Annotated in this window: 13 protein-coding genes and 1 pseudogene; 6 read left to right on the top strand and 8 right to left on the bottom strand. The window is 72.0% G+C overall.

The annotated features are described in order from the left end of the window. Positions 1 to 1,107, bottom strand: a complete 1,107-nt coding sequence (locus ACTWQF_RS07435; RefSeq protein WP_443278265.1) for a PfkB family carbohydrate kinase — start codon at positions 1,105 to 1,107, stop codon at positions 1 to 3. Positions 1,108 to 1,249: 142 nt separating this feature from the next. Here ACTWQF_RS07435 and ACTWQF_RS07430 point away from each other — a divergent pair, with 142 nt between their 5' ends. The 3 genes from ACTWQF_RS07430 to ACTWQF_RS07420 all read left to right on the top strand — a co-directional run bounded on the left by ACTWQF_RS07430 (position 1,250) and on the right by ACTWQF_RS07420 (position 4,076). Continuing rightward, the gene (locus ACTWQF_RS07430) at positions 1,250 to 2,002 is read left to right on the top strand and encodes a DeoR/GlpR family DNA-binding transcription regulator (RefSeq protein ID WP_443278263.1); all 753 of its coding nucleotides are present in this window, start codon (positions 1,250 to 1,252) and stop codon (positions 2,000 to 2,002) included. 71 nt (positions 2,003 to 2,073) lie between these two features. After that, complete coding sequence (locus tag ACTWQF_RS07425; RefSeq protein ID WP_443278490.1) at positions 2,074 to 3,447, top strand: 6-phospho-beta-glucosidase; 1,374 nt, start codon at positions 2,074 to 2,076, stop codon at positions 3,445 to 3,447. A 224-nt stretch (positions 3,448 to 3,671) separates the two neighbouring features. After that, on the top strand, positions 3,672 to 4,076 hold the full coding sequence (locus ACTWQF_RS07420) for a hypothetical protein (RefSeq protein WP_443278261.1): 405 nt from the start codon (positions 3,672 to 3,674) through the stop codon (positions 4,074 to 4,076). 21 nt (positions 4,077 to 4,097) lie between these two features. Here the strand turns inward: ACTWQF_RS07420 and ACTWQF_RS07415 are convergent, their stop codons facing one another. Next, positions 4,098 to 4,646, bottom strand: coding sequence for a DoxX family protein (locus ACTWQF_RS07415; RefSeq protein ID WP_443278259.1), 549 nt, complete (start codon positions 4,644 to 4,646; stop codon positions 4,098 to 4,100). A gap of 257 nt (positions 4,647 to 4,903) precedes the next feature. Here ACTWQF_RS07415 and ACTWQF_RS07410 point away from each other — a divergent pair, with 257 nt between their 5' ends. Further along, positions 4,904 to 5,656 carry an SDR family NAD(P)-dependent oxidoreductase gene (locus tag ACTWQF_RS07410; protein WP_443278257.1) on the top strand — a complete coding sequence of 251 codons (753 nt, stop codon included), beginning with the start codon at positions 4,904 to 4,906 and terminating at the stop codon, positions 5,654 to 5,656. 112 nt (positions 5,657 to 5,768) lie between these two features. Here ACTWQF_RS07410 and ACTWQF_RS07405 read toward each other — a convergent pair whose 3' ends face one another. The 4 genes from ACTWQF_RS07405 to ACTWQF_RS07390 all read right to left on the bottom strand — a co-directional run bounded on the left by ACTWQF_RS07405 (position 5,769) and on the right by ACTWQF_RS07390 (position 10,888). After that, entirely contained in the window at positions 5,769 to 6,743 is a 975-nt protein-coding gene (locus ACTWQF_RS07405; protein WP_443278255.1) for a dihydrodipicolinate synthase family protein, read from the bottom strand. Between the two features lie 15 nt (positions 6,744 to 6,758). After that, positions 6,759 to 8,282 carry a sialate:H+ symport family MFS transporter gene (locus ACTWQF_RS07400; RefSeq protein ID WP_443278253.1) on the bottom strand — a complete coding sequence of 508 codons (1,524 nt, stop codon included), beginning with the start codon at positions 8,280 to 8,282 and terminating at the stop codon, positions 6,759 to 6,761. 160 nt (positions 8,283 to 8,442) lie between these two features. Then, complete coding sequence (locus ACTWQF_RS07395; RefSeq protein WP_443278251.1) at positions 8,443 to 9,666, bottom strand: MFS transporter; 1,224 nt, start codon at positions 9,664 to 9,666, stop codon at positions 8,443 to 8,445. 43 nt (positions 9,667 to 9,709) lie between these two features. After that, a complete protein-coding gene (locus ACTWQF_RS07390) occupies positions 9,710 to 10,888 on the bottom strand; it encodes a baeRF3 domain-containing protein (RefSeq protein ID WP_443278249.1) in 1,179 nt (392 codons plus the stop codon). Positions 10,889 to 11,014: 126 nt separating this feature from the next. Here ACTWQF_RS07390 and ACTWQF_RS07385 point away from each other — a divergent pair. Beyond that, a pseudogene (locus ACTWQF_RS07385) lies at positions 11,015 to 11,260 on the top strand (type B 50S ribosomal protein L31); the annotation flags it as partial. A 180-nt stretch (positions 11,261 to 11,440) separates the two neighbouring features. Here ACTWQF_RS07385 and ACTWQF_RS07380 read toward each other — a convergent pair. After that, complete coding sequence (locus tag ACTWQF_RS07380) at positions 11,441 to 12,091, bottom strand: NAD(P)-dependent oxidoreductase (RefSeq protein ID WP_443278247.1); 651 nt, start codon at positions 12,089 to 12,091, stop codon at positions 11,441 to 11,443. A 158-nt stretch (positions 12,092 to 12,249) separates the two neighbouring features. Between ACTWQF_RS07380 and ACTWQF_RS07375 the strand changes: the two genes are divergently transcribed. Continuing rightward, positions 12,250 to 13,161, top strand: a complete 912-nt coding sequence (locus tag ACTWQF_RS07375) for a helix-turn-helix domain-containing protein (RefSeq protein ID WP_443278245.1) — start codon at positions 12,250 to 12,252, stop codon at positions 13,159 to 13,161. A 329-nt stretch (positions 13,162 to 13,490) separates the two neighbouring features. Here the strand turns inward: ACTWQF_RS07375 and ACTWQF_RS07370 are convergent, their stop codons facing one another. Next, a complete protein-coding gene (locus ACTWQF_RS07370) occupies positions 13,491 to 16,058 on the bottom strand; it encodes a glycoside hydrolase family 3 C-terminal domain-containing protein (RefSeq protein ID WP_443278489.1) in 2,568 nt (855 codons plus the stop codon). Positions 16,059 to 16,383: the final 325 nt, after the last annotated feature.

Raw genomic sequence — 16,383 nt, 5'->3', positions numbered from 1 at the left:
TCATGAGCGAAAGCCAATCGTGGGGGTGGCCCGCAGCAGCGGCCAGTCGCTGCTGCCGCCGGGCAGCAGGTCGTCGAGGAAGCCGTAGCGCCGCATCACCTCCTGGCTCTGGCCGCCGATCCGCCGCGCGTACTGCCACCAGGCGGCCACCTCGCTCCAGCCCGGCGCTGAGAGGGAGCCGCCGAAGTGCTGTACGGACAGCGCCGCGGTCAGATTGGCGAAGGCCAGCCGGTCGGCGAGCGGCCAGCCGGCCAGCGTCGCGGTGGTGAATCCGGCCATGAACACATCCCCGGCGCCGGTGGGGTCGAGCGCGTCGACCTCCAGCGCGAGTACGTCGGCGTGTTCGCCGGTGGTCCCGTCGACGGCGACCGCGCCGCCGGAGCCCTTGGTCACCACAGCGACGGGCACCAGTTCGGCCAGCGCCCGCACGGCCGCCTCGGGGCTGTCGGTGCGGGTGTAGTGCATGGCCTCTGTGGCGTTCGGCAGGAACGCGTGGCACAACGACAGATCGGCCAGGGTGTCCGGATCCCAGGCGCCGGTCTCGTCCCAGCCGGTGTCGGCGAAGATCAGGCTGCCTTCCGAGTGCGCCTGCCGCACCCAGTCCCCCACCCGGCCGGGCGACAGCGAGGTGACGCAGGCCCGGGACCGTGGCCGGGAGGCGACGCTGACGCACGGTTTGGGCGCCGCGTGGCCGTGGCTGACCATGGTGCGTTCGCCGTCGTACGCCATCGAGACGGTGACCGGCGAGTGCCAGCCCTTCGCCCGGTGGGAGGGCGCCAGGTCGATGCCCTCGCTGCCGGAGAGGGCCTCCCAGCAGTAGTCGCCGTACATGTCGTCGCCGAAGGCCGCCGCGAGCGCGGTGCGCAGCCCGAGCCTGCGCAGCGCGGTCGCCATGTTGGCGACTCCGCCCGGGCTGGAGCCCATGCCGCGGGCCCAGGTCTCGGTGCCGCGCACGGGGGCGTGGTCGAGGCCGGTGAAGACGATGTCGAGGAAGACCGTTCCGGTGAGGAACACATCGGTCTCGGGGCCGCCGTCCGAGCGGAGGGCGGCGAGCGGGTCCAACCAGCTCCCGGTCGGTGCGGGTTGGGCGCTCCCAGTGGTACTCAAGGCCGCTCGCCCCTCTCAGCTATGGCCAAAACTCAGCTTTTCTGTGATCGGTTTGAGCGATACCTTGCACGCTTTCCCGCTCAGATTGCAAGAGGTCAGTCACACTCGCGCAAAGACGCTCAAGCGCGCTAGGGTGCTGAGCATGTTGCGCGAATCCCGGCACGAGAAGCTGCTGCGGCTCCTCCGCGAAGAGGGAGTGCTGCCCGTCGTCGAGATCGCCCGGCGGCTCCAGGTCAGCGAGGCCACCGCGCGGCGCGACGTGTCCGACCTCTCCGGGGCCGGACGGCTGCGCCGGGTGTACGGCGGCGCCATCGCCCGCGAACCGGTCGAGCGGCCCTTCGCCGAGGAGGAGGTGGACGACCTTCCGGCCAAGGAGGCCGTCGCCGCCGGCGCCGCAGAACTGATCCAGAACGGCGAGACGGTGCTGCTCGACATCGGCACCACCACCCTGCAGCTCGCGCGGCTGCTGCACGGCCGGAAGATCACCGTCGTCACCTCCAGCCTCGCCGTCTACGAGGAGCTCCGCTCCGACGCCGAGGTGTCCCTCGTCCTGCTGGGCGGCGAAGTGCGGCGCAACTACCGCTCCCTGGTCGGCCAGCTCACCCAGGCCGCGCTGCGCGAGATCTACGCCGACCGCGTCTTCCTCGGCACCAGCGGAGTACTGGCCGACGGCCGGGTGCTGGACACCACCGAGGTCGAGGTCCCCGTCAAACGGGCCATGCTGAGCTCGGCCCGCCAAGCGGTGCTGCTGGCCACCCCGCGCAAGTTCCCCGGCACCGGCAGCGCCCGCGTCTGCCAGGCCGGGGACATCGACATGCTGATCACCGGCCAGGAGACCGACCCGGCCACCCTCGCCACTTTCCGCGAGGCCGATGTGGAGGTAGTACAGGTATGACGGGAATGACGGGCGCCACGGGCACGGCCGGTGCCACCGGTTCGGCCGGTGACGACGGGATGCGTGCCGGGATGCGGCTCACCGTGCTCGGTGGTGGCGGGTTCCGGGTTCCGCTGGTCCACCGTGCGCTGCTGGAGGACGCCCAGGGGCCCGACGCCGCCGGGCGCTGCACCGAGCTGGTCCTCCACGACACCGATCCCGGCCGGCTGAGCGCCATCGGCGCCGTCCTCGCCGAGCAGACCGCCCAGCACCCGGGCCCGGCGCCCGCCGTACGCACCACCACCGACCTGGACGAGGCGCTGGCAGGCACCGACTTCGTCTTCAGCGCCATCCGCGTCGGCGGCCTCGCCGGACGGGTGCGCGATGAGCAACTCCCGCTGGCCGAAGGGCTGCTGGGCCAGGAGACCGTCGGCGTCGGCGGAGTCCTCTACGGCCTGCGTACCGTGCCGGTGGCCACCCACATCGCGGAACGCGTCGCCGCGCTCGCCCCGCAGGCGTGGGTCATCAACTTCACCAACCCGGCCGGCATGGTCACCGAGGCCATGAGCCGCGTGCTGGGCGACCGCGTCATCGGCATCTGCGACTCGCCTGTCGGACTGTGCCGCCGCGCAGCACGTGCCGTCGGCGCCGACCCCGACCGCGCCGACTACGACTACGTCGGCCTCAACCACCTCGGCTGGCTGCGCCGCATCGTGGTCGACGGCACCGACCGGATGCCCGCGCTGCTGGAGGACGCCCCGGCGCTGGAGTCGTTCGAGGAGGGCAAGCTCTTCGGCGCCGAGTGGCTGCGCGCGCTGGGCGCCCTACCCAACGAATATCTGCACTACTACTACCACCACCGCGAGGCGCTCACCGCGATCCGCGAAGCGGACGCCACCCGGGGCGAGTTCCTCGCCCGCCAGCAGCAGGGCTTCTACGCGCAGCTGTCCAGCGGCGGAAGCGGCAAAAACGGCGTAAGCGGCGGAAACAGCACCGGCAGCGCCTTCCAGGCGTGGGACGAGACCCGCCGCGAACGCGAGGAGACGTACATGGCCGAGAGCCGCCAGGCGTCCGGCGGCTGGCAGCGCGACAGCTGCGACCTCGACGGCGGAGGCTACGACCGCGTCGCGCTGGCCCTGATGCGGGCCATCGCGCGCAACGAACGCACCACCCTGATCCTCAACGTCCGCAACCGCGGCGCCGTGCCCGGCGTCGACGCCGACGCCGTGGTGGAGGTGCCGTGTCTGGTCGACGCCGGCGGGGCCCGCCCGCTGGCGACCGGGCCGGTCGCCCCGGACCAGCTGGGGCTGATGCTCCAGCTCAAGGCGGTGGAACGCAGCGCCATCGAGGCGGCGACCGCCAACTCCCGCCGAGCAGCGCTGCGCGCCCTCGCCCTCCACCCGCTGGTCGACTCCGTGCACGCCGCGGAACGCGTGCTGGACGCAGCACGCCCGCTGGGGGCTTAGGGCCTGTCCCGCGGCCCTACGGGGCGCGTCTCCCATGCCGGGTAAGCACGACCCGCCTGGACCAGGCATATGCCGTCTTGCGGTGGCAATCACACTCCGCGCTCGTTTTGCCCACCGATCACCTCCGGCCCCACTAGGCTCACCGGTCGGATCGGGGCACGTGCTTGGCCGTCGACGCGGAGGAGAAGAAGGTGCGCAGGACAGTCTCGGGAGTGGCCTTGGTCATGGCTGGTGTTCTGCTGACCGGCTGCGGTAGTTCGGGGGACGGAAAGGGCGGTGGCGACAAGCCGGCCTCGGCCGCGAAGTCGAAGAAGAAGGCCGGACCGCCAGAGACCCACGAGGTGACCCTCGAGGTGCAGGGCACCGGCTCCTCGCAGATCGGCTGGGCAGCGGGCTCCAGCCACTTCGAGACGGCCACGCTGCCCTGGAAGAAGACGACCACAGTCACGCTCAAAGGTGCCGAGTTGAAGGCCGGCGTACAGCTGTACGTCACCCCGCAGGCCGTGAAGGGGGCCAGCGGCAAGTTCGTCTTCCCCCCGTGCGTTCTCAAGGTCGACGGCAAGAAGGTGAACGAGAACGCCGGTGGTAAGAGCTCGCAGGGCTGCAAGTACACCTTGAAGGGTTCCTGAGCCTCTGAGAGCGCATGTGCGCTACTTGGAGCGGGACCGATGCCCACCGCCCGGCTTGAGGGACGAGATCCGGGCCCCGCCCGGCTTGCGGCCGTGAGCGGTGTGCCGGGGATGCAGCGGGCAGTGCCCCGCCTTGTGCTTCTTGGCGCGGGTCCGCATCGCATGGGCCACCGCCTGGTGGTTCGCGTCGCTGATGACAGCCAGCAGGCCGCCCATGATGGCGGTGTTCTTGCCGAAGTGGATCCGCTGGGCGGCGCGCTGCCCGGGGTCCTCCTCCTCCCAGAACGGGTGCCCGGCCACGGTGGTGGGCAGCAGTGAGGCGGCCAGCGCCAGCGCGGCGGTCCGCGGGATGCGCCCCGTGGTGAGCAGCGCACCGGCCACCACCTGTACGGCGGCGTTCACCCGTACGAGCGTCACATCGTCGCCCGGCAGCGGGACCTTCTCCCGCAGCTTGTCCAGGAAGGGCGCCGCCATCCCGGCCGGGGGCTCGGGATTGCTCAGCGTTCCCACTCCCGCATTGACGAAGAACACGCCGAGAAGCGGGCGGGAGACCAGTTGCAGAGGTGTCATGCGGGGTCCTTCAGTGCGGGCGGACGGAGGGGCGGCGGCGGTGCCGTCACCGCCATGTCACGCGTACCACGGCCAACCCGCAACCCGGAACCCTCCGTACGGCGCACGGCTCACTCCCATGGGCCGCCCGGCGCCCGGCCCCGCAGGCCATCGAGGGGCCCGCGGGGTGCTCACCCGGATGCCGGTGGTGGCGGTGCGGCCCGGGGTGCCGGGGTGGAGGGTGGCCGGGAGCGGACAGTGAGCGGGAGGTCGAACGGATGGGCGGCGAGTTCGAGGGCATGGCCGCGCTGGTCACCGGCGCCGCCTCCGGTATCGGGCTGGCCGTGGCCCGTCGGCTCGCGCAGGCGGGCGCCTCGGTCCTCGTCGCGGACTACGACGAGGACGGCGCCCAGCTGGCGGCGGGCGAGCTGGAGACCGCGGGGGCGCGCGCCGAGGCGCTGGTCGTCGACGTCACCGAGCCGGACTCGGTACGCGAAGCCGTGCGGTTCACCACCGAGACCTTCGGCTCGCTCGATCTGGCGGTGAACAACGCGGGCGTGTACGGTCCTTCGATACCGACCGGCCAGTATGAGATCACCGCCTGGGACCGGATCATCGCCACCAACCTCAGCGGCGTCTTCTACGGGCTGCGGTACCAGCTGCCCGTGATGTCCGCGGCCGGCCGGGGCGCGATCGTCAACATGTCCTCCGTCCTGGGCACCAACGGCTTCGCGGGCAGCCCCGCCGAGTCGGCCGCCAAGCACGGCATCATCGGCCTCACCAAGACGGCTGCGCTCGAATACGCCGACAAGGGCGTACGGATCAACGCCGTCGGCCCGGGCTTCATCGACACACCACTGCTGCGGGAGACGGACAACCCGATGCGCGAGCGTCTGGTCTCCCTGCATCCGCAGGGTCGCCTCGGCACGGCGGAGGAGGTGGCGGAGCTGACGGCCTTCCTCCTCTCGGACCGCGCCTCCTTCATCCAGGGCAGCTACCACCTTGCGGACGGCGGATACGCGGCGCAATAGGGCTCCGCCCCGCCGTTGCGCCGGCAAGGGGGTGCCCCTGCCCGGCGCGTGCGGGCTGCGGGTACCTCGTGGCTGAGCGCGCCGTTCCCCGCGCCCCTTCGGGGCGCGGGATTCACACCCGCCCCAGGCCCGCCTCCGCGAGGTGGCGGGCCACTTCGGTGCGGTCCTCGTCGGTGAGGGGGCGCATGGGCAACGGGGTGGTGGCCGTGGCGATGACGCCGCGCCGGCGCAGGGCCTCCTTGAAGGCGCCGATGGCCGCCGAGTAGTTGCCGATCCGGGCGGGATCGCCCACCCGGGTCAGCCCGAACAGGCGCCGCAGCCGGGCCTGTTCCGCCACGACGTCCTTGGTGTCACCGCGCCGCGCCGCCCGGTGGAGGGCGAGATAGCCATGCGGGTCGACGTTGCCGAGGCCGGGCACGATGCCGTCGGCGCCCAGCGCGAGGCCCGTGTCGGCCATCGTCTCGGAGCCGGTGAGCACCGAAAAACCGTTGCCGCGTGCGCCGTTGGCGTCGGTGAGTTCGAGGAGAGTGCGCAGCTCGTCGAGGTCGCCGCTGCTGTCCTTGAGGCCGGCGAGCACCCCGTCGGCGGCGAGCTCGGCCGCGACCTGCGTCGGCAGTTTGCGCTGAACGTTGCCGGGGATGTCGTAGGCCCACAGCGGCAGTTCGACGGCGTCCCGCACGGCGCGGAAGTGGTCGGCCATCTCGCCCGGATGGGTGGGCGAGTAGAAGGGCACGGTGGCCACGACGGCGTCCGCGCCCGCGTCCCGCGCGGCGCGCGCCTGTGCGATGACCCGGTTGGTGGTCATGTCGACAGCCCCCGCCAGTACGGGAACGGAGCCGCCGGCCACCCGCCGTACGACGCGCAGCGCCGCCAGTCTCGTCTCGTCCGTGTGGTAGGCGAGTTCGCCGGTCGACCCGTTGACGAACAGCCCGTCGACCCCGGCGTCCAGCAGGAACCCGCACAACCGCTCCAGCGAGCCCACATCCAGCTCCCGGTCTGCGGTCAACGGCGTACACAGCGGCGGAATCACACCGCTGAGGGCTGCACGGTCCGGAGTGCCGGGTCCGGGCGAGGGCTGGGCAGGCATCGGGTCAGTGGCTCCTCACTGCGAATCAATCGCATTCGGCATATTCTTCCCGCCGTCACGGCGAGAACCACGACGGCGAGGGTCTGGGGGCACCGCCCGGCCGGAGGCTGGGGGAGGCGAATCGACGGCCGCAACCAAGACGTCCGCCCGAAACAACTTCTGCACCCGCAGCGGTGCGTCGACCGCGATCAACACGATCACCACCAGGGTGAGGGAGAACGTCAGCCAGGCGAGGGAGGGACCGAGGCTGTGTCCGCCCGCCAGCGAGGCGCCCAGCACGGGCGCCACCGCACCGCCGAGCGAGCCGACGTTGTAGGTGAAGCCGAGCCCGGCCGCGCGCTCCGTGGTATCGAAGTAGCCGCCGATCAGCTTCGGCAGCAGGCCGGAGATGCCCTGCGCGAACATCTGCTGGAAGAACAGCAGCAGCGCGAGCCACACCGTCTGGCCGCGGTCCATGGCGAAGACCGGCAGCACGAAGAGCATCGACACGCACAGCGAGGCCACATAAGTGCGTCGGGTGCCCCATCGATCGCCGAGGAATCCCACCAGCACACAGCCGGCCACGTTCCCGAACCCGGCGAAGAACAGCATGTCGCTGACGGTTCCCGGGGAGAAGTCCAGGTCCTTCTTGAGGTAGGTGGGCAGCAGCGCCTGGATGGGCCAGGAGTACAGGAAAGCGCAGAAGACAGTGACCATCAGCATCACCATCATCGGCGTACGTCCCCGGGCGAACTGCGCGGCGAACAGCACGAATCCGACGGCGGCGAGCAGGGCGAGCGGCCAGGCGAAACCCCCGGCGCGCTCGGTGAACAGCAGGAACAGACCGAGTCCGACGGCAACGGTGAGGGCGTGGTTCAGCGGGGCGCGACGGCCGCGGTAGAGGATGGTGACGAAGTCCCGCCGCGTTCCCGGCCCGTTCGCCGCCTCCACCGCCTCCGCCGACCCGGCGGCCGTGGCACGGGCCTGCTCCCAGTCGTGGGACTCCTTCAGCCCGCGCCGCATCCACAGGGCCAGCGCGATGGGGACGACACCGAGGAAGAACATCGCCCGCCAGCCCCAGGCGGGCACCACGAAGCGGTAGACCTGCCCCGCGATGATGGCCCCGACCGCGTACCCGGAAATGAGCAGCGCGCTCGCGCGGTTGCGGGCGGCGACGGGCCAGCTCTCGATGACATAGGTGGCGCTCGCGGAGTACTCCCCCGCCATGCCGAGGCCGAGCAACAGCCGCGCGGCGAACATCGACCAGTAGCCCCAGGAGAGCCCACAGGCCAGCGAACCGACGGAGTACAGCACGATGCTGAGAATCATCGCGGGTTTGCGGCCGTACCTGTCCCCCACCGCGCCGATGGCCAGCCCGCCGAACCAGCGGGAGATGAAGGCGGCGGAGACGAGCGTCGCCGCTGTGACGGTCGACAGGTCGAAGGCGTCGGCAACTTCCGTCAGCACCAGGGTGATCAGGACGAAGTCGAAGCCGTCCATGAGGTAGCCGAGCCAGGCGGCGAAGAGCGTCTTGCCGTCGTGTCTCGTCAGTTTCGCCATCGCGGAGCGCCCTTCGGCCGCCGGAAAGGATCACACGTAGGACATGGGATGTCCTGACGTGGCGGGACGCTACACGCGCCCGCCGGACGGGGACAAGGGGGTGTTCGGCCGCCGGGAGCAAGGGAGTTGACGCGGCCTTCCGGTGCAGCGGGGAACAGCCTCAGCCGCTCGTGGCGAGCGCCGCCGCCTCCGCCTTTCTGGTCCGCCACAACCAGGCACCGACGCCGGACGCGAGCACCACGACACAGGCGGCGAAGACCAGCCCCGCGTCGCGCAGCCCGAGCCCGGTGCTGAGGGCACCCACCCCCACCACCGGCAGCGAGATGCCCAGATAGGCGACGACGAACAGCGCCGAGATGGTGCCGCCCCGGTGCTCCTCGGGTGCCCGGGCGCTGACCGTCCCCATGGCCGAACGGAACGCGAGCCCCTGCCCGACTCCCCCGGTGACCGCCCCCGTCACCAGCAGCACCAGCGAGCCGAACACCAGCGACAGCCCCACCTGCGCCATGCCGACGACCAGCCCCAGGCAGCCGAGCGGCAGCGCCATCGGGGCGCCGATCCGGCCCGTCAGCGACTGCCCGAGCAGCGAGGCGCAGAAGACGGAGAAGACGACAGCGCCGGATGTCGCCAGATTGCTGATGTGCAGGGTTCCGGTCATGAAGCCCGGCGAGACCGCGGTGAACAGACCGAAGACGGCGAAGCCGGTGAAGCAGGCCAGCCCGGCGGGGACGAACACCGGCCGCACCTCGCGCGGCACTTCCATCCCGCGTGGCCGCAGCCGGGGCCGGGGGCTGCGCGTACGTACGGTCTCGGGCAGCGCCAGGGTCAGCACGAACCCGATGGCCAGCAGCGCCAGATGGGTGACGAAGGGCAGGGTGAGCGGGCGTGGCGCGTACTGCGCGAGGAGGCCCGCCAGCAGCGGTCCGCAGCCGAGCCCTCCCATGTTCGCGGCGGTCGCGGCGAAGCCCCGGCTGCCGCTGGGCGCCAGTTCGAGGACGGCCGCGGTCGCCGCGCCGCTGAACAGCCCGGCGGCGAACCCGGACAGCAGCCGTCCGGAGAACAGCAACGGCAGCCCGCCCTCCAGCAGGAAGCACCCGGCGCTGGCCGCCGAGAGGACGAGTGCCGCGAACAGCACGGGCCGGCGCCCCAGTTTGTCGGAGAAGTCACCGGCGACCAGCAGCGAGGCGATCACGCCGACGGCGTAGACGGCGAAGACGATCGTCACCATCAGTTCGCCGAAGCCGAGCTCCTGCCGGTAGAGGCCGTAGAGCGGGGTCGGCAGAGTGGTGCCCGCCATGCCGACGGCGAAGACGAAGGTTGCCGCCGCGTACCACAGCACGCCGCTCCCGGGCTCGTTGTCGTGTTCAGCGCTGTGCGAGGTCACAGCCGCGATCCTGAAAGAGCACTGCCACCGCTCCCGGCGGCCCCTACCCGGCCCAGGTGTAGCGGACCACGCCCGCGATCCTGCCGTGCTCGGCCAGCGCACCGTCGGCCACGAAGACCACCTCGGCCTCGGTGGACAGCGCCGACTCCACCGTCTCGTCCACGATGTCGTCGCGCACCTCGCCCGACTCGTCGCTCACCGCGTCGTCGGCGGCGGGCGAGAGGTGACCGCCGGTCAGCCGCACCTTCTGCCGGTACGGTTCCTCGACGACCAGCAGCGCCAGCCGGCCCTCCTGGGCCGCCCGCCACACCTCGTCGATCCCCGCGACGAACTCCTTGCGGCCGATCGCGTCGCCGAGCCGGCGGAGCGCCTCGTCGGCCCGGCCCTGCAACAGCTCGGCGCGCGCGGGGGCGATGGCGTCGTGCACCACCGAGGCCCGCGCGTTGGCCAGCCCGCCCCTGGGCACGGTGGCCAGCGCGTTGCGGGCCGCGTGCGCACCCACGTCGGCCAGCGCCGTCAGCCCGTGCTGGAGCCCGGCCACCAGCAGCGGCCTGGGCTCGGTCTCCAGCACCTTGGAAAGGCCGGCATCCACGTCCCGCAGATGCTGCAGCTCCGCCTCGTCGCGGTAGCCGGTGGTGAAGTCGCCGGTGCGGGAAGCGCGCTCACGTTCGGAGACGATGGGCTCGTGTTCGAGGGGGAAGCCGTAGCGGTGCTCCTCGGTGAGCTGCTCGCCCATCCCGCTCCACAGCCTGGCCTTCTCCTCGTCGAAGGTGAGCACCCAGTACGGGCGGTTCTGGGCCCGGGCCGCGACGAGGTTGCGGGTGAGGAAGGTGTCGTTGATGACGATGCGTTCGGTGTCGGCACGCCGGGTCAGATGCCAGAACTGGTGCTCGCCCTGAGCGGCGAAGACGACCAGCGTGTCGAGCGCGTACGTCAGGTCCAGCTCGTTCTCGGCCTGCTCCAGCTGCTTGATCACATCGGCCCGCACCGCCGCCGGGACCTGCGGGTCCTCGGCGAGCCGCCGACCGGTCTCGGCGATGAGATTGCGCAGCCGCACCGGGTCCTGCAGCTTGTCCGGCTTGGTGCGGTGGGTGGGGAGCACCAGGGTGACCGCGGGGTAGGGGCGCGGCTTCCGCAGCTTGGCGAGGACCTCGTTGGTCAGGTCGTTGGTGCGCATCCGTACCTCGTTCCGGAAGGGGACGACGACCGCACCCTCCAGCATCTCTCCGGTCCCCGTACTCCGCACCTCGGAGCCCGCCGGGAGGCCGGGCCACCAGGCAGGATGCCGCGCCGGGAGTGCGGACGTAACCTGGATGGGGCGCCCTGTACGCGGGGGAAGGAGCGACTTGTGAAGTCTGATACTCACCCCGACTACCACGAGGTGGTCTTCCGTGACCGGGCGGCCGGTTTCGCGTTTCTGACGCGTTCGACGGCCACCAGCGACACCACGATCGAGTGGGACGACGGGCATATATACCCCCTCGTCGACGTGGAGATCTCCTCCGAAAGCCACCCGTTCCACACCGGAAAGGCGCGAGTCGTGGACTCCGAAGGCCGGATCGCCAGATTCCGCCAGCGCTACGAGGGAACGACGCCGGACCACATCCTGCACGCCGCTCCCGACAGCGAGCCCACCCCCGAGGACCTCGTCCTCGCCACCGGCCGCGATCTGTCGGAGGCGAACCTCCAGTGGGCCCGCGAGCGCATTGCGGCGGAGGGAAGGGCTGCGTTGGACCGGCGGTTGCCGTGAGAGGGGCAGCCCCTCCCGAAGGGCTCAGTCGGCGACGGTGAAGCGTTCGCGTACGTGCCTCGGGTTCTCGATCTCGTCGAGGACGGCGACGGCGTAGTCCTCCATGGAGATGTGGCTCTCGCCGTTCTCGTCCACCACGAGGTCGTCCTTGCCGATGCGGTAGGTGCCGGTGCGAGCACCGGGTTCGATGGTTGCGGCGGGGCTGATGTTGGTCCAGCGGAGGTCCTGGACGCCGCGCAGGTAGTCGAGGGCCTCGCCGTGCGCGTGCATGATCTGGAGGATCGTGTCGGGCAGTCCCTCGGTGTCCCACACCCGGGAGCCGTCGGGCTTGCGCAGCGACCCGGCGCCGCCGACGAACACCAGCGACGGCGCTCCGGCACCGAGCGAACGCAGCCCGGTGACCAGCGACTCGGCGGCGGGCCTGATGGTGGCCAGATGACCGGGGCCGTTCTTGCCGCCGACCGCGCTGACCACGACGTCCGCGTTCCCGCCGACGGCCGCGACGGACTCGGGCGAGAGCACATCGCCGGTCAGGACCGTGACGGCCTCCCTGGAGGCGACGAACTTGCTGGGGTCGCGGACGACGGCGACGACCTGGTGGCCACGGTCCAGCGCCTCGCGGACGATCCTGCTGCCGATGTTGCCGTTGGCCCCGAAGACGGCGATGTTCGCCATGGTGGTACTCCTGTTGCGCTGTGCGGACGAGGGTGGGGGGAGCGCCGAACGGGTGGCATATTTCCGCCACTGTTCGCACCGGGTTCTCCCTGCGGGAGGCCGACACCTCGAAGCTAACCGGGCAGCGACCACCCCGCGAGGTAAGGTCACGACCAGCCATGGTGAGAACCGGACACTCCACCGCATCCGCGTCCGCCGCGATCCCCGAGCTCCCGTACGCCCCGCCACCGGGCGTCGCGACCACGGGGCTGGAGGTGATGACGCTGTCCGAGCTGCGCGACCGCGCGGCGCGCACCGGCCAGCGGCTGGCCGACCCGCAGCGCCCCGGCTTCCACCAGCTCTTCGCCGTGGAGTCGGGAACGCTGCGCCAGTCCGTCGACTTCACCGAGCACACCACCCCGTCCGGCGGATGGCTGTGGGTCCGCCCCGGGCAGGTGCAGCAGTACGACGACCTGGACGACGCCGAGGGCACGCTGATCCTCTTCCAGCCCACCTTCCCCGACCCGGCGACGGCGGCGGCCGTGGGTCTGGACGAGGCGTCGGGCGCGGTGGCCCGGCACCCGTACGACGAGTACGCCCGCGCGGTCCGGATCGCCCTGGATCACCTGCGCTTCGAGTTCGCCGCGGAACGCCGCCCGCCCGCGCAGGGTGCCCACACGGAGGTGCTGCGGCATCTGCTGGCGGTCCTGCTGCTGCGGCTGGTCCGGCTGGTGGAGCCGGACGGCCGGGCGGCGGACGCGGCCACCCCCTCGGAGACCTTCCGCCGGTTCCGCGCCGCCGTCGAGCAGGACTTCGCCCGTACCCGCCGTGTCGCCGACTACGCGCAAGCCCTCGGCTACTCGCCCCGCACCCTGTCCCGGGCCACCCGCGCCGCGGTCGGGCTGGGCGCCAAGGAGTTCGTGGACCGCCGCGTCGTTCTGGAGGCCAAGCGCCTGCTGGCCCACACCGACCGCTCCGCGGCGCGGATCGCCGCCGCCCTCGGCTTCGCCGACGCCACCAACTTCGCCAAGTTCTTCCATCAGCGCGCCGGTACGGCCCCGGGCGCCTTCCGCGCCTCGGTGCGGCGCTGAGGCCAGGCCATCGCCGCTTCGCCCGCCCGGGGGCCTCCGCAATCCCTGCAACCCCCCATGTCCGGCTGATCCCTCTCCCCTGTTCTGGGGAGGGGCTGCCCCTGCCCGATGCTCGCAGGCTGCGGATTCCCCCAAGCTCTTCGAGCAGGGAGGTACCCCCATGGCTGGGCGCGCAGTTCCCCGCGCCCCTGACGGGGCGCGGTCCGGTCCCCCTGCGCTGTGCTTGGGCAGTCTGCGCCCTGGGGGCACCCCCTGCTCGAAGAGTTTGGGGGAGCAGGGTGGGCAAGCGCAGCCCCCGTTGCCGGGTACGCAAGATCCGCGGACGAGCCCTAGGCCGGGAGCTTCAGCTCCAGTTCGGCCGTCAGCCGGATGTCGGCCGCGCTGCGACCGACGGCGAAGTGCTGCGGGCCCGGGCACGGGTGCCAGGTCAGATGGGTGTCGTCCCAGGTCTGGACGACGCGCAGCGGGACCTGGAGGTGTGCTTCGACCGCGCCGCCTGCCGGGGCCTCGACCACGGCGAAGGACGCCAGCCTGCGGTCCGGGCCCTCGGGACCGAGGTACAGCTGGACGACCTCGCGGCCTGCGCGGGGGCCGATGTTGCGGACGCGGACGGTGGTCCGGGCGACCGACCGGTACGGATCGCCGTCGGCGGCGGCCTCCAGCGCGGTGATGTTCAGGAACTCGTACTCCCACCGGGTGTAGCCCAGCCCGTGCCCGAACCAGTAGGCGGGCTCGGGCCCTGCCGCGTGCTTCCAGGCGCGGTAGCCGATGTACGGGCCTTCGGAGTACGGCAGCTGGCCGTCGCTGCCCGGCACGACCTGGCGTACGGGCAAATCGTCCTCCGCGTCCGGCCAGGTCGTCGGCAACCGTCCGCCCGGCTCGACGGCACCCAGCAGCACGTCGGCGAGGGCTTCGCCGCCCGCCTGGCCCGGGAACCAGCACAGCAGTACGGCCGCCACGTCCTCGCGCCACGGCATCAGTACGGGGGCGCCCGCGTTGACCACCACCACGGTGCGGGGGTTGGCCTGCGCGACGCGCGCCACCAGTTCGTCCTGGCTGCCCGGCAGGGCGAGGGTTTCGCGGTCGACGCCCTCGCTCTCGGTCTCGTCCGTGGTGCCGACGAACACCACCGCGCAGTCCGCCTCGGCCGCCGTACGCGCCGCCCGCTCGATCAGCTCCTGCTCGGACACGGCGGGCGCGCCGTAGCCGAGTTCGAAGGAGACCAGCCCGGACAGGCCGCCCACGCCATGGGCGGGGACGGAGTGCAGCAGGCGGACGGGTAGCGGGGCTTGTCCCGCCTCCGCGTCCAGCATGAACGTCCGCTGCGGCGGGTGGAGGAAAGCGGCGGCCGGGTCCTCGCTCTCGGCCTGGAGCTCCGCGTCGTACAGCACCCGGTTCCCCGCCTCCAGCCTGAAGTGGCCCACGCCGCGCACCGCGAGCCGGTGGGTGCCGCTCTCGCGTGGTGTGAACTCGCCGACCAGCTCGACGCGGCCCAGGTCGGCGAAGGAGACCCCGCCGGGCAGGCTGCCCATCCACCGCACGCTGCCGTCGCGCTGCTCCGCGCGGGCGAGCTCGGCATCGTCCAGGCCGTGCAGGACGGCGGTCAGCCGGAAGCCGTCCGCGTCCGATGCCGGGGCCAGCCGCGAGCGGGGGTCGGGCCCCGGCTCGTAGGTCACCTCGGTGCCGGCCGGAACCGCTGCGCGCAACGCGTCCAGCGGGGTGCTGACCTGTTCGGGGAAGACCTGCGAGCTGCCTCCGCCGCCGAACCGGGGTGCGGAGGCATGCAGTCCGCTGACGGCGATCCGGCGCACGGCACCGTCGGGAGACTCCGCGGAGCCGCCCGTTCCGAGCGGGAGCACAGCACCTCCCGCGTACTCGTTGCGCAGCAGGACGAAGGAGCGCGCTGCCAGGTCGCGTACGGTGGCGGCGCCGTCGAGCGGTGTGGGCAGCGCGGAGCCGGGGACGGCGGGCGGCGCACCGTCCAGGATGCCGACGCGGGCGGCGAGCAGCAGCACCCGGCGGGCGAGCACATCCACCGTCTCCTCGGCCACCCGGCCCTCGCGGACGGCCGCGACCAGATGTTCGCCGTAGACGGTGTCCGGGCCCGGCATGGCCAGGTCGAGGCCGCCGCGTACGCAGCCGAGGGTGGAGCGGGCGCCGGTCCAGTCGGAGACCAGCGCCCCGTCGAAGGCCCACTCGCCGCGCAGCACCCCGTTGTTGAGCACGTCGTGCTCGCTCATCGTCACGCCGTTGACGCTGTTGTACGCCGCCATCAGGAGCCAGGGCCGGGCGGTGCGCACAATGCGCTCGAAGGGTTCGAGATACAGCTCGCGCAGGGTGCGGCCGTCGGCGCGTACATCGACGGAGAAACGGTCGGTCTCCGCGTCGTTGGCCACGTAGTGCTTGGGGGTCGCGGCGACGCCGCCCTGCTGGAGGCCTGCGACGAGTGCGGCGCCCAGCACGCCGGTCAGCTGCGAGTCCTCGGAGTACGCCTCGAAGTGCCGCCCGGCGTAGGGCGTGCGGTGCAGATTGACGGTGGGGGCCAGCACCGCGTGGGCGCCCTTGCGGCGGGCCTCCTGGGCGAGCAGCAGCCCGACGGCGCGGGCCGCCTCGGTGTCCCAGGTGGCGCCGATCGCGGTGGGTGACGGCAGCGCGATGCTGGGATCCTCGGGCGTCCAGTTCTCGCCGCGCACCCCGGCCGGACCGTCCGAGAGGACGAGCCTGCCGAAACCCGTCGCCGACCCGGCCCCGACCGGGCCGACCGACCACATGTCCGCGCCCCCGAGCAGCGCCACCTTCGTCGGCAGGTCCAGCGCGGCGAGCGCGGCCTCGACGGCGGCAGCACGCCGGGGGTCGGCATCCCGGGATTCGGCGGCATGCCGGGAAGCACAGTCCATACGACTCACATCGCTCATGTCGCTCTTGTCGATCACTGATTGCCAGCGTCTCAGATCCGGTGCTCCGGAGCCCTGCGAAAGCAGTCGGAGTCGTCACGATGCAGGACGAGCCCGCAGCCGCGCGGACCGTATCGCACGGCCCGGCCCCCAGCCCTCCTGGCGACAACGGAAATCATGAAGAAACCGCAGGTCACAGCGGTGTTATCGGTTTTGACAACGGTCACCGATGCAGCCTTTGCACCCCCGGGGTGCGCTGGGTTTCACTGCACTCAGCCCGGCACCGCGAGGGGGCGGCGCACCTCGGTCGGCGCGGAGCGGTGGGGCA

This window comes from Streptomyces sp. 8N114, assembly GCF_052245835.1.
Classification (GTDB): domain Bacteria; phylum Actinomycetota; class Actinomycetes; order Streptomycetales; family Streptomycetaceae; genus Streptomyces.
Note: the sequence above shows the minus strand (reverse complement) of the source record. Positions and strands in the feature narration are given on the sequence as shown.

Bases quoted from the DNA above. Each gene is read 5' to 3' on its own strand.
- ACTWQF_RS07430 (WP_443278263.1), top strand. From the start codon at position 1,250: ATGTTGCGCGAATCCCGGCACGAGAAGCTGCTGCGGCTCCTCCGCGAA.
- ACTWQF_RS07425 (WP_443278490.1), top strand. From the start codon at position 2,074: ATGCGGCTCACCGTGCTCGGTGGTGGCGGGTTCCGGGTTCCGCTGGTC.
- ACTWQF_RS07420 (WP_443278261.1), top strand. From the start codon at position 3,672: ATGGCTGGTGTTCTGCTGACCGGCTGCGGTAGTTCGGGGGACGGAAAG.
- ACTWQF_RS07415 (WP_443278259.1), bottom strand. From the start codon at position 4,646: ATGACACCTCTGCAACTGGTCTCCCGCCCGCTTCTCGGCGTGTTCTTC.
- ACTWQF_RS07410 (WP_443278257.1), top strand. From the start codon at position 4,904: ATGGGCGGCGAGTTCGAGGGCATGGCCGCGCTGGTCACCGGCGCCGCC.
- ACTWQF_RS07405 (WP_443278255.1), bottom strand. From the start codon at position 6,743: ATGCCTGCCCAGCCCTCGCCCGGACCCGGCACTCCGGACCGTGCAGCC.
- ACTWQF_RS07400 (WP_443278253.1), bottom strand. From the start codon at position 8,282: ATGGCGAAACTGACGAGACACGACGGCAAGACGCTCTTCGCCGCCTGG.
- ACTWQF_RS07390 (WP_443278249.1), bottom strand. From the start codon at position 10,888: ATGCTGGAGGGTGCGGTCGTCGTCCCCTTCCGGAACGAGGTACGGATG.
- ACTWQF_RS07380 (WP_443278247.1), bottom strand. From the start codon at position 12,091: ATGGCGAACATCGCCGTCTTCGGGGCCAACGGCAACATCGGCAGCAGG.
- ACTWQF_RS07375 (WP_443278245.1), top strand. From the start codon at position 12,250: ATGGTGAGAACCGGACACTCCACCGCATCCGCGTCCGCCGCGATCCCC.
- ACTWQF_RS07370 (WP_443278489.1), bottom strand. From the start codon at position 16,058: ATGGACTGTGCTTCCCGGCATGCCGCCGAATCCCGGGATGCCGACCCC.